Genomic DNA, 14,419 nt, shown 5'->3' with positions numbered 1-14,419 from the left:
ATAAAAGAAATACGGCTGGCAGAAAATCTGTCAGCCGTATGGCTTGAGTTGTAAAATCCTGGGAAATTAGCATTTAAGAATCGTCAATAGGAATTTTAGTGATTTGCAAAAAAGTTGTAACAAAAAACAGGCGAAGTCCTCCTTTAGGGGAAAATGCTAATTTCCCAGAATTTTACAACTCAATGTCTAAAAAGCCTACTATTACGGCCTTTTTCGAAGTTTAAGATAATATTTTTTGAGTTGTAACTTAAACTCAACGAAATCCTCTAAAAGGTTGATATATCAAGTAATAGAGTACTTTGAGTAGTAATTTATGGGAAATTAGCAGAAAAACTTCGTCTGTTTCAGGATTAGACGAAAAAAGCCACTGGAGCCGTTGCTTGCTTCAGTGGCTGTCTGGTCTTCAGTTTTCTTGGCTTTTCGGATCGATAAACAAGATTCTGACCTTGCAGCGGATGATTTAATTTTCCCAGCTCATCCCCTTCCAGGGTGCAGACCGTAATCTGCTCGTAAGGAGGATTTAGCTGCAGAGACAAGAGCTGCCCTACTTCGACTTCTTCAAGGTGCTTTTGCCGGCTCTTTCCGACAATATCTTCACCGTCTGTTTCTAAGAGCCAGCTTTCAATGTGCGGGATATCGGATAAAACGGGTTCAGTCATTTTTTGATAGATGGCCAAACCCAGCTGGATGATTTGTCTTTTTTATCGATGGACTTGATAAAGGCAAATGGTTTTTGCGCAAGGTTAGCTCGAGCAGCCCTAACCAGGTTCGCGATGCGCGGGTTCGGCAAATAGCCCAGGGTCTACCAGTACATTGTCGCCATCATCTTTAAAGCTGACTTCCATTTCTGGTTGGAGCAGGTACCACTCCGGCGTGCACTTACTGCCTCTTAACTCAGCTCCTGCTTCAGCTTTAGTACCTTATCTTCGATTTCTTTAATCACCTGCATAAAGGTCTCATCATCTTGTCCAGTTGGATCTTCTAATCCCCAATCTACCCGCTTTTTTGCAGGCAAATAAGGACAGCGGACTCCGCAGCCCATGGTGATCACGTAATCAACCGCCGGCAGGTCAGCGAGGGTCTTTGGTTTTTGCCCGTTGGCCAGCATATCGATGCCATAATGCTCTTTGATCAGCCGAACCGCGTCGGGGTTAACCTGATCTTTTAGATCCGTGCCGGCTGAATAGGATTCAAAGACATCCCCGGCCAGCTTTTTACCCAAGGCTTCGGCGATTTGACTCCGGCAGGAATTATGGGTGCAGATAAAGGCTACTTTTGCTTTGGTCATGATCTTCTCCTGTTATTTCTTCTCAAGCAGGCCCAGGCCGCTGATGGTAAGGTCACTGGAATTATTGACGAAAGAGAAAGTTGGGATGCTATCCATGCCTTCATCTAAGGCTTCCATCAAAATCATGGCAAAAAATTCAAACCAGCTGTTCGTTGGCACGTCATTCCTATCATCTTGTGGAGTCAGCCAGAATTTTGTTGCTGCTTCTCTCGTTTTGACATTAAGCGCCAGGCCTATTGCGGTATTATAGAAGTCAAAAGTGGCTTTGAAAGAATGAACATCTGTATCATTTATCTTAATGCCTAATTCCTCGGGGATCTCTGTTTCTGTGATCATCATTCTGCCCGTGATTTTACCGTATTTTTCTTCAAAATCTTGAATTGAGCCATGTTTCTTAAGTTCGGCTTCTACCTCGTCAAACAAAGCTTCGTTTTCTAACATACCAATTCCTTCCTAGCAAACTGTAACCGATTGATTTGGTCTCTATTATAAACTAAAAGCAGCATCCCCTGCACTAAATACAGATGAATGCTGCTAATGTAACTTAGTTATCTTTTCTAAAAATCGTTCTAAACAAGAATCTTACCGCAGGACCGCAGAGGAAGATTTGCCAGCCAATCGCCATTGGAAAGTTGATGACGGCAGTCTGCAGCCAGGTCCCGATGAAGCCAGCTGCTTGGAAGTTCTTGAAGAGCGCGGTCGCGATCAAGCTCATCGTTGGGCACATAAGGCAGACGGTGATTGAGCACCGGATCAAGATGATCAACAAGATTGGCGTTTCAGGTGTAATCAGCCGCTTAGTCAAGTAAACGACAGGCTTTTCAAAGACGAACATCTCCAGGATGATTGCAACCGGCCACATGATCATCATTTCGCGGAAGGCGTCCAGTAAGACAGCATCCCTCATCCCGCCGATGGTAAGAGCGATGTTGTAGCAGATCATGGCGTAAACCATAACAAAGGCCATCATAACAGTAAAGACAAAATTTTCCAGTTTTGATTCTGGCATTAAAAAACTCCCTTCATGATTCACGTGTTGTTCGTTAATCACTCCGGGAGTGTACGTTTCCAATCATAACCGTATTCAAATACAGTTAGTTATTCTAGCATAGAAAAATTGATTGTGTAAGGATTTTTGATAAGATTTTCTGAAAAAGCGTTTGCATTTTTCAAGGGCCATATTAAGCAAAGATCTTTCCATATCTCAAATTATGTTAACTTTTCTCTATATTTCATTTTGTTTCCGGGTCATTACCAAAACCGCCAGCAAGTAGAAGACTACCCCAGTAACCAGCAGGACTGCTACTGATACCCATGCAGGCGCGATGTGGCCGTTATAGACGAAGACAATCCCAAACATTTCCCTGATCTCTTTTAGTACACTTGCCGGCTGATTGGCAAAATTTGCCTTTATTGCAGGCTTCATCAAAAGCTGCCGGTAAAGTACCGCTGAATGAGCACATGGGAAGTACTTTACCAGCCACTGAACGTTGTCTGGTAAGCTGCCGATTGGAATGTATGCCCCAACCAAAAAGCCGATCAAGGTCCCAACTATCGTGCTTGCGGCTGAGTAGGAGCTGTTGGTCTTCAAGAAAGAAATCATAAAGGAAGCAATCGCCGATGATGCAAAGGCTGATAAGACAATTACAGCAAATAGCTTTAGTAAAGTCTCTATATCCAGTACTGCCCCGCCGGCCAGACCAAGGTAGATTTCCCCAAAAATTAAGGTAAAAATGGACATGATGATGCTGATGATGAAGCCGGTCACGATATAGCCGCCCGCGACCTGTCTTCTGCTGACCGGAGATGAGTAAAAGTCCTTGATCGCCTTATTCTCCCGGTCGTTGATTATCACCCCATATGCTCCTAAACTCGTAGTGATCGATGCCGAAGCCAGCATCCCTGCTAGCATCCAAGCCCGCATCAAGCGATTGGGATGCGGCAGAAACTTTAGCCCGCTATTCACCGAATCACCAATGAATAAGATGTAGAGGGCAAAAATGATAATGACACTCAGCATTGAGAAGAATACTGAAGCTTTGTCTCTAAAGTAAATCTTGAGATTCCTTTTGACCATCGCGCTCATTCTCTTAGCCTCCTCCCTGTAATATTCAAGAATACGTCATCCATCGTTCCATGCAGGACTTCAAAACTTTGCAATTGGTCCCGCATTCCTTCTACGATATCAATGGCATCCATGGTGTTCCTCAGTTCTACCTCATAGTGGTCGGCCACCTTATTCCAATTAAGTGATAAAGACGACAGAATATTGTCTAAATTCTGCTCTTTCTTCGGATACAGCTTCAGCCGGTCATAGCTGTAGAGCTCTTTCAAGCTGATCGGACTGCCTTCAGCGACAATCTTCCCGTGGTCCAGTATTACCACATAATCCGCTGCGGATGCTTCTGCCATATAGTGCGTCGTCAAAAAGATGGTCATCCCCTGCTCTTTTTGCAGGCGCTGGATCGTTTCCCAAATGTGCTGCCTGGTTTGCGGATCAAGGCCCGTCGTCGGTTCATCTAGGAAAAGGATTTTCGGCGTATTTAAGAGCGCTCTGGCGATATCTACCCGCCTCCTTTGCCCACCGGACAATTTTCCGTATTGCCGCTTAAGCAGGTCGTTAATCTCCGTATATTCGCTTGCCCGGGCAACAGCTGCTTTTACTTCTGCCTTGCTGTGATAGTAAAAGCCAGCGCGAAGAGTTAAATTCTCAAGCACTGTAAGCCGCTTATCCAGCAGTCCTTCTTGAAAGACGATCCCGATCCTCTGCTTGATTTCCTGTGCCTGTGTCTTCATGTTAAGCCCGGCCAACTTGATCTCACCAGAATCGAACTTGGTCAAAGTCGACAGGCAGTCAACCGTTGTAGATTTTCCGGCCCCATTTGGGCCAAGGAAGGCAAATAGCTCGCCTTCGCGGACTGCAAAGGAGATGTCATTGACGACTTTCAAGTCCCCATAGGACTTAGATAGGTTTCTAACCTCAATAGCATTCTTCACTATTTTGCAACCCCTTTCTATTTATTTTTCTAAGTTAATTCTACATCTTTTAATATTTTCTTGGGTTAAATCTAGGTAAGATGCAAAAATAGGCGGCTAAGTTGAAAAAAGCTGGAATAAGAAAAGGCCACGCTGGTTAGGCGTGACCCTTTAGGTGATGTTAAGTGAGTTCTTTTGATCGAGATATATTTCAATCAGCAAGAGAGAGTTAAGATTACGATCTGAGATACAGGTCTCAAGTACTGTAAATTCAATGCTTCATGTTAAAATTAACAGTAACTAGATACTATTTAGAGGTGGCATCATGCAAATTAGACGCGCGCAATTTAAAGACATTCCAGCAATTATGAAGCTGCTGAGCCAAGTTTTGGAAATTCACGCTTCGATTCGTCCAGACATTTTTATTCCAGGCACAACCAAGTACACGGTGGAAGAGCTGACGACAATCATTAACGATGACCAGAAAGCAGTTTTTGTCGCGGTTGACGAAGATGATCAAGTGCTCGGCTATGCATTCACTCAGCTGCAAGAGCAGCCTTTTTCAACCAATATGGTTCAGTTTAAGTCACTCTTTATCGATGACCTCTGTGTTGACAGCACCCAGCGCTCCCAAGGCGTGGGCCGGGCCCTGCTTGATTATGTCAAAGCTGAAGCCAAAAGACTGGGATGCTATGAAGTGACGCTTAATGTATGGGAGGGCAATGATTCTGCCATAAACTTCTATAAGAAGAATGGCTTGAAGGTTAAAGAAACAAATATGGAATTTATTTTGTAAGCAAAAACCGATCTCAAATTCTGAGACCGGTTTTTAATTCTAGCAAATCACTTTACATAACAAAATTTATGTAGATATGTTTACCCAAAAATGTATAGTGCTGATAAAGCGACTCTGTTGTTCTTAAAAAGTTAAAGTTGATCAACTGCACATTTAAGCGCAATAGAACTCACTTCTTAAAAAGGTGTATTTTATCCCAAACGGAAAGACTTCAAATCTTCTTCCATGCTTTCGTCTTCCAAACCAATATATCTCAGAGTAGTGGTTGGGCTGCTGTGGTTCAGCATCTTCTGCAGCTTGTACAAGGCCCGGGGATCTGGATCACCTGTTGGGGTTGTCGCGCTCTTGATGTAGTGGTAGCCAAAAGTTTTTCTTAGAGTGTGGGTACCAACTGTATTGGGATCAATCTCGCACTGCCGGGCGGCCCGCTTCAAATCTTTATAGAATGACTTTCCTTCAATATGCCCCTCCCCTTTTCTAGAAGGGAAGAGCCAGTCACTTGGCTTCAGCTGCATCTGGTCAATGTAATTTTCCAAGTCCTGGCTGATATTGCCAATATAGGCATGCCGGTTCTTGTGGGTCTTGGTTTCAACCAGGTTGTACCATTCCCCGTCTTCAATGTCTGACACCTTGGCCTTGACGATGTCGGAGATCCGGAGACCCGTATTGATTCCAAAGACAAAAATCATAGCATTCCGCAGACCATTCCTGTTTTGCCCGGTAACTGTCCCGGTCCCAAATTGCAGAGCTCGTTTCATAGCGTTGATTTCCTTTGCCGTTTTCAGCGGCCGGATATTTCTGCTGCTCTCTGTTTTTTTAACTTTTCGGCCCATTTTGCTAGCAAAATCCTCCCCTCATTGAATGCGTCTTTATGTATTTATTCTAGCACAAAGGTGCATTGAAGCGGCAAAATTGTTAAAAATTCCGTCCTAACTAATCAAGATTCGAATGCGTAAAAATGCCTATTTCTACGCATTCGGTAGAAAATCGATTTTCCGCCAAAGATGCTGAGAAAAGCTCTCATTTGCACGCAAATTTTTTGAGATGATTACTTGCCCTTTTTCCCTCAAATGAGGTTAAAAAGAGTTAGGCAAAGTTTCAACTAAAAAGCAGCATCCCCTCACGAAAAATTCTGCAGGGATACTGCTTATTTGCTTACAAATCCAGCTTGGCAGAATACTTGATGATTACCGATCCGTCATGACCTGAAACGGAACTGCTGAAGTCTTCCTGGTAAAAAGGCGGGACAATCTTCGCCTTGTTTCTTAAAAATTCCAGTGCCTTCGGTCCATTGCCAGCAACATCGTCGTTCTCCATTTCCTGGTAAAAGCAGGCATACTTTCCAGCCACTTTGACGTAATTGCCCTCTTTTCTTTCCACTACTTTAAAAAAGCGGCTGATTTCTGCCTTTTCAAAGTCATCGACGATCACCCCATACCTAGGCCCGAAGCTGATTGGATTCAGCGAAACACCATGCCTAAAAGGACTGACTTCCAGGTATTCTTCCGGGCAAGTCTCAACCGCCACTTTTTTAAACCAGTCTGCTTCAAGTCACTGATTCTCTGGTCAAAAAATTCTAAGCTGGACTTGATCTTCCCCAGCTCAGCCATCTCTCTTTCGACTGCTTCCTGCTGCTTGCCTAAATACTTCTGCCGTTCATTCAAATCCTTTAAGGCGAAAAAGTCCCCAACCTCCTGCAGGCTGCTGCCCAATTTCTCCAGCAGGCGGATCGTGGCAACTTGGTCCACCTGTTCCAGCCGGTAGTAGCGGTAGCCATTATCTTTGACAACTGCCGGCCTCAAGAGCCCTTTTGCTTCATAGACATAAAGTGCTTTCTTGGTGACAGCACACATTTTGGCAAAATCCCCGGTTTTAATAAATTCCTCGTCCATATCGGTCAATTCTTTCCTTACTAAAATTCTTCAGCCCTTGACTATTCCCTTAGGGCATAGTTTACCCTAAAGGTATGCAATTGGAAAGCAGGTAAGAAAAATGACAGAAGAATTGAAAAAGAAAGTCTGGGCCTTCAGCCTGCCCATGATCAGCGAGCTGTTTGTCCAGCAGCTCTACAGCGTCATCGACATGGCCATCATCGGCCGCTATCTGGGAGCCAGGGAATTAGGCGCCGTGGGCAACGCAGCCAATATCATCATGCTTTTCCTGGTTGTCTCCGGCGGCTTTGAAATGGCGGTTGACGTCATGGTCTCCCGGCTGTTAGGTGCCGGTAAAAATAAAGAGAAGGCCGCCATGGCCCGGGACACCCTCTTTCTCAGTGCTATTAGCGGTCTGGTCTTAGTGGTAATTGCCTGGATTTCCCTGCCTGCCCTTTATAAGGCAGTGTCTTTACCGGAAAACATGGTGGGGGATGCCCTCCTATATGGCCGGGTCTACCTCTTTGCCCTGCCGATCATCTACATCTATGACGTTGGCTGGGCTATCTTAATCTCCAATGAGCGAGCCAAAATCTCCTTCTATCTCCTGGCAACTTCCAGCATCTTAAACCTACTAAATCTTCTTTTCATTCTCGTCTTGCAGCTGGGCGTATTAGGTTCAGCCCTGGGCACGGTTTTAGCTCAAGGGATCACCATGCTGGTCACCCTCTACCTTTTGGCAAAAATGGACCGGCAGGAAGAAGAGCCTGTCTCCCCTAAACCTGACCTCTCCTGGACAAAAATCAAGTCCATCCTTCATATCGCCCTGCCAACCATCTTCCAGCAATTCTCGATCACCTTCGGCGCAACATTGGTTCAGGCCTGTGTCAACCCCTTTGGCCAGGAGGCAATCTTGGGCTATGTCGCTATCGTCAAGGTCATGAACCTGGCCCGGATCGTCCTGGTTGGCTTTGCCCAGACGTTAACTCTGATGACGGCTCAGTTATTGGCGGCAAAAACGTACTCTGCTGTTAAAGCAGTTTACCGCTACTGCAGCAATGTCTCCCTCATCTACTGGCTGGTCAGCTCAGCCCTGTCAGTCATCTTCTGCCAGCTATTAGCAGGCATGTTCTTTGATCCAGGCCAAAACCAGGCAGCTTACTCCTTCTTCAGAGTTTACCTCTATGCTTTTGTTGGTATCCAGCTTTTCTCCATCTTCAAGTTCTTGAATGAAGGATTGCTCAGAAGCATGGTTTTGATGAAGGAATACCTCTACTACAACTTGGGTGAATTAGCCCTTAAGCTAGCCGCTACCTGGCTGCTTTTAACGCCTCTTCAGACTAATGCTTTCTGGGGCGCGGAACTGGGAGCCAGAATCATCTGCGTCTTGGGCTCAACCATCTTGGTTATTAAAGAAATACAAGCTTTAGAAGCAATAGAAAAAGCCGGTTAATACCGGCTTTTTCTCTGCAGTCATAAATGTAGTAAAGAAAGAAGATTACCGGGCCCCGGCGGTCGCTCTCAGCTTTCTTGTAGAAATTATTCCTTGGATTTGCGCATGGCCTTGTCTGCCTGGTAGAGCAGGTCACTGACATTTAAGTGGTCGTCCTTTGCCGGCTTGATCCCGATTGAAACGTGGTAGCATTGCTTTCTCAAGTTAGAAAGGATTTGGTCAGACTTTGCTTGGACTTTGTCCAAGCGCTCGTCTAAGGTAATTGCTAAAAACCCATCCCCGCCAAAGCGGAAAGACAGGTCTTGCCCGAAGCTTTTGGCTAATTCACTAGCCAGGGCAATCAGCATCCGGTCCCCGGCTTCATGGCCAAACTTGTTGTTGGTTTCGTGCAGGCCATTGACGTCGCAGAAGACATAAGTAACGCTCTCTTGAGCTGCTTGCAAAAGATTATTAATCTCGTGTTGGTAATAGTTGCGGTTTCTGATCCCGGTTACGAGGTCGTTCTCACTGAGGAATTCGCTCTTTTCCACGTCCAGCCCGCAGGCGACCATTAATATTTCCTGCACCCAGGCCTTGAGTAGGTGGCCGAAGTTAAGTCCTAGCAGACCGCCGCAGATAATGGCGGTGACGTTGCTTACTGTTCCGATTCCTGGCATTTGTTTCACCTCAGTCAAAAGTATAGCATAGAAGCGGAAAACTTTTTAATTTAAATATCATTTTAATAATGAAAAAGCGAATATTCGTGATTATCCAGACAAATCAAGCTTTCACCTAGATAAATCAACGATTACCAACTAAATGCATATAAAATATGCAGCTTTCGTAATGAAGATCAAGAAAACTACTTGCAAGCCTTGCATCTATCCTTTATACTATTGAAAAAACAGAAAGGAAGCAGCAAAAATGGCCGCATTTATTAACATTAACCCAGATATCTGCCCAGCTTCATTTGCTGTTCCTTTTCCATTTTTTCAAATTATTAATATTTCATCACTTAAGACATGTCACTCGTTGACATGTCTTTTTTTATAGGAGTCAAACAATCAATGAAAGCGCGTTTAATACTGGAAGATGGACACGTTTTTGAAGGCGAAAGCTTCGGCGCGGTCCATGATGTTATCAGCGAATTCGTCTTCAACACGGCGATGACTGGTTATGTGGAAGTCTTGACCGACCCGTCATATGCCGGTCAAAGCGTGGTCATGACTTATCCCCTGATCGGCAACTACGGTGTTCCCCTGGATGACCAGGAAGCCGCCCACCCCTTTGTCGAAGCCTTTGTAGTAAGCGAGCTTTCCCGTCTGGGGTCCAATTTCCGCATGAATATGAGTCTGAACGACTACATGATTGAAAACAACATCCCCGGCATCCAAGGCGTCGACACCCGGGCCATCACCCGGATCCTGCGCAAAGAAGGCTGCATGAACGGGATGATCACTACTAAGGATTACGAAGTCAGCGAAGTAATTGACCAGATCAAGGCCTTCAAGATCCAAGGGGTCGTTGAAAAGTGCAGCTGCCTTGAACCCTACCATGTCGGTCAAGGTGACTACGAAGTTGCCCTCTACGACTTCGGTGCCAAGCGCAATATCGCCAGAGAACTGGCCAAAAGAGGCTGCCGTGTCACAGTCCTGCCGGCTGACACTCCGGCCCAATATGTCTTAGACCACAACTTCGATGGGATCATGCTTTCAAATGGCCCCGGCGACCCGAGTGAATGCACGGAAATCATTGACCAGCTGAAAATTCTTGCTTCTTCCGGCATCCCGATCTTCGCCATCTGCCTGGGCCACCAGCTTTTAGCCTTAGCCCACGGCTTTGAGACGGAAAAAATGGTCTACGGCCACCACGGCAGCAATCACCCAGTCAAGGATCTGACCACTGGCCGGGTCTACATCTCCACGCAAAACCACAACTATGTGATCAAGGAAGACACGATTGATCCAAAGCAAGCCAAGGTCTGGTTCAAGAACGTCAACGACAAGACGATCGAAGGCCTGGAATACTTAAAGGAAAACATCAAGTCCGTCCAGTTCCACCCGGAAGCCTGCGGCGGCCCGCACGACACGGAATACCTCTTTGACAGCTTTATTGAAATGATGGGAGAACACAAGAATGCCTAAGCGCGACGATATCAAAAAAGTTTTAGTGATTGGTTCCGGCCCGATCATCATTGGCCAGGCCGCTGAATTCGACTATGCCGGGACCCAGGCCTGCCGAGCCCTCAGAGAAGAAGGCATCGAAGTTGTCCTGATCAACTCCAACCCGGCCACGATCATGACTGACGGCGACATGGCTGACCACGTCTACATCGAACCTTTGACTGTGCCAGTCGTTAAGCAATTGATGGAAAAAGAAAAGCCAGACGCCCTTCTGCCAACCATGGGCGGGCAGAACGCCTTGAACATTGCCATGGCATTAGCTGATGAAGGCTTTTTGGAAAAGCACCATGTCAAGACAATCGGTACTGACACCGACACGATCAAGATGGCTGAAGACCGGCTGGAATTCAAGAACTTGATGGAAAGAATCGGTGAACCGGTTGCCAAGTCAGTTGTCGTCAACTACGTTGAAGACGCCATTGCTTTTGCCAAGGAAATCGGCTATCCCGTAGTTGTCCGCCCGGCCTACACTTTGGGCGGGACTGGCGGTGGGATCGCCCACAATGAACAAGAACTGCATGAAATCTGCTCTAACGGCCTCCGCCTCTCCCGAGTTACTGAATGTTTGATTGAACAATCAATCGCCGGCTGGAAGGAAGTTGAATACGAAGTCATGCGCGATGGTGCCGGCAACTGCATCACCGTCTGCAACATGGAAAACATGGACCCGGTCGGTGTCCACACCGGTGACAGTATCGTGGTAGCGCCATCTCAAACCTTGTCAGACAAGGACTACCAGATGCTCCGCTCCTCTGCCCTCAACATCATCACTGCCTTGAACATCAAGGGCGGTTGCAATGTCCAGTTTGCCCTCAACCCAGACTCCTTTGAATACTGCGTCATTGAAGTCAACCCTCGTGTTTCCCGGTCTTCTGCCCTGGCCTCAAAAGCAACTGGCTACCCTATCGCCAAGCTTGCTACCAAGATTGCTTTGGGCTACAACTTGGATGAAATCGTCAACGCCGTAACGGGCAAGACCTACGCTTCTTACGAACCAACCCTTGACTACATCGTCTGCAAGATTCCTAAGTGGCCTTTTGACAAATTCTACGACGCTTCCCGCAAGCTGGGCACCCAAATGAAGGCAACCGGGGAAGTCATGGCTATCTGCAACAACTTCGAAGGTGCCTTCATGAAAGCCCTCCGTTCCCTGGAACAAGACAGCTACTACCTTTATAATGAAGAAATTGCCCAGCTGTCGGCTGATAATCTCCGTAAAGACCTCCGCAAGATTGACGACAAGCGGGCCTTCAGAATTGCCGAAGCCTTGCGAAAGGGCGTCTCCATCCGGGAAATTCATGCCATTACCAAGATCGACGTCTGGTTCATTGACAAGATCAAGCACCTGGTTGAAATTGAAGACCGCCTCAAGAGCGAAGAACTGACGCCAGATCTTTTGAAACTGGCCAAGCACTGCGAATTCCCAGACCGGGTTATCGCCAGCTTAACCGGCAAGACGGCTGATGAAGTTTACTACCTCAGAAAGGGCTTGAAGATCACGGCTGCCTTCAAAACGGTCGACACCTGCGCGGCTGAATTTGACGCCGAAACTCCATACTTCTACAGCGTTTATGGCGGTGAACATGAAATCCAGCCAGACCGGTCCAAGAAAAAGGTGATTGTCTTTGGCTCCGGCCCAATCAGAATCGGCCAAGGGATTGAGTTTGACTACTGCTGCGTGCACAGTGTCTGGGCCCTGAAGGAAGCTGGCTACGAAACCATCATCGTCAACAACAACCCGGAAACTGTCTCAACTGACTTTGACATCGCCGACCGCCTCTACTTTGAACCATTAACGGCAGAAGACGTGCAGAGCATCATTGAACTTGAGCAGCCAGACGGGGCCATCGTCCAATTCGGCGGACAAACCGCGATTAAGCTCTCCCAGGACTTGATGAAGATGGGCGTGCCGATCCTTGGTACCTCTGCCGACAGTGTTGACGCGGCTGAAGACCGGGAAAGATTTGACGAGATTTTGGAAAAGTGCCAGATCGACCGGCCGAAGGGGCAAACCGTCTTTACGGCTGAAGAAGCCTTAAAGGCCGCTAATGAGCTGGGTTACCCGGTTTTGGTCCGTCCTTCCTACGTTTTAGGCGGGGCCGGTATGGAAATCGCCTTAAATGACGGCGACCTCAAGCGCTTTATTGACCACATCACTTCCCAGTTCAACATTGAAGACCACCCGATCTTGATCGACAAGTACTTGGCCGGCAAGGAATGTGAAGTTGACGCTATCTGCGATGACGAAGGCATCTTGATTCCAGGGATCATGGAACACGTAGAAAGAGCTGGTGTCCACTCTGGTGACTCAATCTCCATCTACCCGCCGCAAAAGATATCCCAGGAGATGAAGGAACGAATCGTAGAATACTCCAAGCGCCTGGCCAAGGCCTTGAGGGTCAAGGGGTTGATGAACATCCAGTTTATCGTTTACGAAAACAAAGTTTACGTGATCGAAGTCAACCCCCGCTCTTCCAGAACCATCCCTTATATCTCCAAAGTAACCGGGATTCCGCTGGTTGACGTGGCAACCAACGTCATCATTGGCAAGTCCATCAAGGAGCAAGGCTATGACTACGGTCTGGCTCCGGAAAAGAAGACAGTTGCCGTCAAGATGCCAGTCTTCTCCTTTGAAAAGATTACCGGGGCGGAAATTGCCTTGGGGCCGGAAATGAAGTCAACCGGTGAAGTTCTGGGAATTTCTGAAGACGTTGAAGAAGCCATGTACAAGGCCTTTATGGGGACTGGGCTGGACCTGCCTAAGCACAAGAAGGTTATCTGCACGGTCAAGGATTCGGCTAAGGAAGAATTTTTGCCAATCGCCAAGGAATACCACAACTTCGGCTACGACCTGTACGCGACCCAAGGGACATACGACTTCTTGCAGAGTCATGGCATCCCTGCCCGCCTGGTCAACCGGATCAATGACAAAGAGAACACCATCTTTGACTTGATCTTGACGGAAACGGTCGACCTGGTCATCGACATCCCAACCAGAAACAACAACTTGAAGGACGGTTTCCTGATCCGCCGCTTTGCCGTAGAAGCCGGTGTGCCGATCTACACTTCCCTTGATACGGCGCGGGCCCTCATCCACGCCCTGGAAGCCAAGCACGACAACAAGATCTCCTTGGTCGACATCACCAAGCTGTAGAAACTGTATTCATCAATACTCAATAGTTTTAAACGTCAGCATTTGCTGGCGTTTTTCTTTGAAAAAGTTTCTAGATTTCCACTTGTAATAACTTAGCACATTAATCGTCGGGCCTATTGGGGCCGGCAAGACCACCCTGGTCAAGCTCTTGATGCGCTTTTACGAGTTAAACAGCGGGAGGATCACGATTGGCGGCCAGGATATAAGCAAGTGGAAGTTGGCAACCATGACAGCTTGATGGCAAAGAAAGGCTTTTACGCCGACCTTTACCAATCACAGTTTGAACATAGCGAAGAATAAGAAAAAAGTATATCATTTTGGATACATTAAAAGCCACCAAGCTCAAACTTGGTGGCTTTTGCTATTTCACGCTTCTGGTCGCGATAAAAGTCGGGATATTCAATTCGTGCAGGCGGCCTTCGCCATTGGTATCTTCATAGAGATTGGTTAAAGTAAAGCCAGCCTCCAGCTGGCCGCCAATCTGTTCATCCAAGGTATGAGAGAATTGGACGCCATAATCATCTTTTTCCAGCTGCTGCATCTGGTCAGGATTTTTCAGCGGATTAAAAGGCAAAGAGTTGACGACATACTTTTCATCTTCACTGTCAAACAGGTAGTTGATCCCGTTGTCTTAACACAGCGTTAAAATTCTTTTCAGCATTTATAACTTTGATTTAACTTTTTTGCCATTTACTGTTGACTTTCTCAGATTTAGGATT

General features: G+C 46.7%; 15 protein-coding genes and 1 pseudogene. 5 read left to right on the top strand and 11 right to left on the bottom strand.

Features of this window, described 5'->3' with window-relative positions; all coding sequences use genetic code 11:
• Window positions 1–350 precede the first annotated feature (350 nt).
• From DS743_RS07925 to DS743_RS07900, 6 genes are all read right to left on the bottom strand, one after another.
• Entirely contained in the window at window positions 351–659 is a 309-nt protein-coding gene (locus DS743_RS07925; protein ID WP_231128302.1) for a hypothetical protein, read from the bottom strand.
• A 230-nt stretch (window positions 660–889) separates the two neighbouring features.
• Window positions 890–1,288, bottom strand: coding sequence for an arsenate reductase ArsC (locus DS743_RS07920; protein WP_003614256.1), 399 nt, complete (start codon window positions 1,286–1,288; stop codon window positions 890–892).
• 12 nt (window positions 1,289–1,300) lie between these two features.
• Window positions 1,301–1,729: a hypothetical protein gene (locus DS743_RS07915; RefSeq protein ID WP_016396606.1), complete on the bottom strand. Its 429-nt coding sequence runs from the start codon at window positions 1,727–1,729 to the stop codon at window positions 1,301–1,303.
• A gap of 103 nt (window positions 1,730–1,832) precedes the next feature.
• A complete protein-coding gene (locus DS743_RS07910) occupies window positions 1,833–2,297 on the bottom strand; it encodes a DUF2798 domain-containing protein (RefSeq protein WP_035184475.1) in 465 nt (154 codons plus the stop codon).
• Window positions 2,298–2,513: 216 nt separating this feature from the next.
• Window positions 2,514–3,365, bottom strand: a complete 852-nt coding sequence (locus tag DS743_RS07905; protein ID WP_231520486.1) for an ABC transporter permease — start codon at window positions 3,363–3,365, stop codon at window positions 2,514–2,516.
• 5 nt (window positions 3,366–3,370) lie between these two features.
• Window positions 3,371–4,285: an ABC transporter ATP-binding protein gene (locus DS743_RS07900; RefSeq protein ID WP_003615161.1), complete on the bottom strand. Its 915-nt coding sequence runs from the start codon at window positions 4,283–4,285 to the stop codon at window positions 3,371–3,373.
• Window positions 4,286–4,589: 304 nt separating this feature from the next.
• On the opposite strand from DS743_RS07900, the gene DS743_RS07895 reads away from it, so the two are divergent.
• On the top strand, window positions 4,590–5,060 hold the full coding sequence (locus tag DS743_RS07895) for a GNAT family N-acetyltransferase (protein ID WP_003615160.1): 471 nt from the start codon (window positions 4,590–4,592) through the stop codon (window positions 5,058–5,060).
• Window positions 5,061–5,251: 191 nt separating this feature from the next.
• Here DS743_RS07895 and DS743_RS07890 read toward each other — a convergent pair whose 3' ends face one another.
• The 3 genes from DS743_RS07890 to DS743_RS07880 all read right to left on the bottom strand — a co-directional run bounded on the left by DS743_RS07890 (window position 5,252) and on the right by DS743_RS07880 (window position 6,952).
• A complete protein-coding gene (locus DS743_RS07890) occupies window positions 5,252–5,893 on the bottom strand; it encodes a tyrosine-type recombinase/integrase (protein WP_003615159.1) in 642 nt (213 codons plus the stop codon).
• 322 nt (window positions 5,894–6,215) lie between these two features.
• Window positions 6,216–6,587, bottom strand: a complete 372-nt coding sequence (locus DS743_RS07885) for a hypothetical protein (RefSeq protein WP_231128303.1) — start codon at window positions 6,585–6,587, stop codon at window positions 6,216–6,218.
• On the bottom strand, window positions 6,521–6,952 hold the full coding sequence (locus DS743_RS07880) for a MerR family transcriptional regulator (RefSeq protein ID WP_035184471.1): 432 nt from the start codon (window positions 6,950–6,952) through the stop codon (window positions 6,521–6,523). Before DS743_RS07880 ends, DS743_RS07885 begins: the two co-directional genes overlap by 67 nt.
• Window positions 6,953–7,097: 145 nt before the next feature.
• Here DS743_RS07880 and DS743_RS07875 point away from each other — a divergent pair, with 145 nt between their 5' ends.
• Entirely contained in the window at window positions 7,098–8,384 is a 1,287-nt protein-coding gene (locus tag DS743_RS07875) for an MATE family efflux transporter (protein WP_035184800.1), read from the top strand.
• Window positions 8,385–8,470: 86 nt separating this feature from the next.
• On the opposite strand, the gene DS743_RS07870 is transcribed toward DS743_RS07875, so the two are convergent.
• Window positions 8,471–9,040 carry a GGDEF domain-containing protein gene (locus tag DS743_RS07870; protein ID WP_181406069.1) on the bottom strand — a complete coding sequence of 190 codons (570 nt, stop codon included), beginning with the start codon at window positions 9,038–9,040 and terminating at the stop codon, window positions 8,471–8,473.
• 390 nt (window positions 9,041–9,430) lie between these two features.
• Between DS743_RS07870 and DS743_RS07865 the strand changes: the two genes are divergently transcribed.
• The 3 genes and pseudogenes from DS743_RS07865 to DS743_RS07855 all read left to right on the top strand — a co-directional run.
• Window positions 9,431–10,507: a carbamoyl phosphate synthase small subunit gene (locus DS743_RS07865; RefSeq protein ID WP_035184470.1), complete on the top strand. Its 1,077-nt coding sequence runs from the start codon at window positions 9,431–9,433 to the stop codon at window positions 10,505–10,507.
• Entirely contained in the window at window positions 10,500–13,700 is a 3,201-nt protein-coding gene (gene carB / locus DS743_RS07860) for a carbamoyl-phosphate synthase large subunit (RefSeq protein WP_035184468.1), read from the top strand. The genes DS743_RS07865 and carB overlap by 8 nt, the downstream gene beginning before the upstream one ends.
• 103 nt (window positions 13,701–13,803) lie before the next feature.
• Window positions 13,804–13,911 (top strand): annotated as a pseudogene (locus tag DS743_RS07855) (ATP-binding cassette domain-containing protein); the annotation flags it as partial.
• Between the two features lie 150 nt (window positions 13,912–14,061).
• Here DS743_RS07855 and DS743_RS07845 read toward each other — a convergent pair.
• Window positions 14,062–14,274, bottom strand: coding sequence for a methyltransferase (locus tag DS743_RS07845; protein ID WP_072544192.1), 213 nt, complete (start codon window positions 14,272–14,274; stop codon window positions 14,062–14,064).
• Window positions 14,275–14,419 lie beyond the last annotated feature (145 nt).

It is taken from the genome of Lactobacillus leichmannii, assembly GCF_024701915.1.
Taxonomy (GTDB): Bacteria; Bacillota; Bacilli; order Lactobacillales; family Lactobacillaceae; genus Lactobacillus; species Lactobacillus delbrueckii.
The sequence above is the reverse complement of the archived record's forward strand: the minus strand, read 5'-3'. Positions and strand labels throughout refer to the sequence as shown.

Excerpts from the sequence above, each read along its gene's own strand:
- DS743_RS07865 (WP_035184470.1), top strand. The coding sequence starts at position 9,431 with ATGAAAGCGCGTTTAATACTGGAAGATGGACACGTTTTTGAAGGCGAA.
- DS743_RS07920 (WP_003614256.1), bottom strand. The coding sequence starts at position 1,288 with ATGACCAAAGCAAAAGTAGCCTTTATCTGCACCCATAATTCCTGCCGG.
- DS743_RS07925 (WP_231128302.1), bottom strand. The coding sequence starts at position 659 with ATGACTGAACCCGTTTTATCCGATATCCCGCACATTGAAAGCTGGCTC.
- DS743_RS07915 (WP_016396606.1), bottom strand. The coding sequence starts at position 1,729 with ATGTTAGAAAACGAAGCTTTGTTTGACGAGGTAGAAGCCGAACTTAAG.
- DS743_RS07870 (WP_181406069.1), bottom strand. The coding sequence starts at position 9,040 with ATGCCAGGAATCGGAACAGTAAGCAACGTCACCGCCATTATCTGCGGC.
- DS743_RS07890 (WP_003615159.1), bottom strand. The coding sequence starts at position 5,893 with ATGGGCCGAAAAGTTAAAAAAACAGAGAGCAGCAGAAATATCCGGCCG.
- DS743_RS07895 (WP_003615160.1), top strand. The coding sequence starts at position 4,590 with ATGCAAATTAGACGCGCGCAATTTAAAGACATTCCAGCAATTATGAAG.
- DS743_RS07905 (WP_231520486.1), bottom strand. The coding sequence starts at position 3,365 with ATGGTCAAAAGGAATCTCAAGATTTACTTTAGAGACAAAGCTTCAGTA.
- DS743_RS07875 (WP_035184800.1), top strand. The coding sequence starts at position 7,098 with ATGATCAGCGAGCTGTTTGTCCAGCAGCTCTACAGCGTCATCGACATG.
- DS743_RS07880 (WP_035184471.1), bottom strand. The coding sequence starts at position 6,952 with ATGGACGAGGAATTTATTAAAACCGGGGATTTTGCCAAAATGTGTGCT.
- carB (WP_035184468.1), top strand. The coding sequence starts at position 10,500 with ATGCCTAAGCGCGACGATATCAAAAAAGTTTTAGTGATTGGTTCCGGC.
- DS743_RS07910 (WP_035184475.1), bottom strand. The coding sequence starts at position 2,297 with ATGCCAGAATCAAAACTGGAAAATTTTGTCTTTACTGTTATGATGGCC.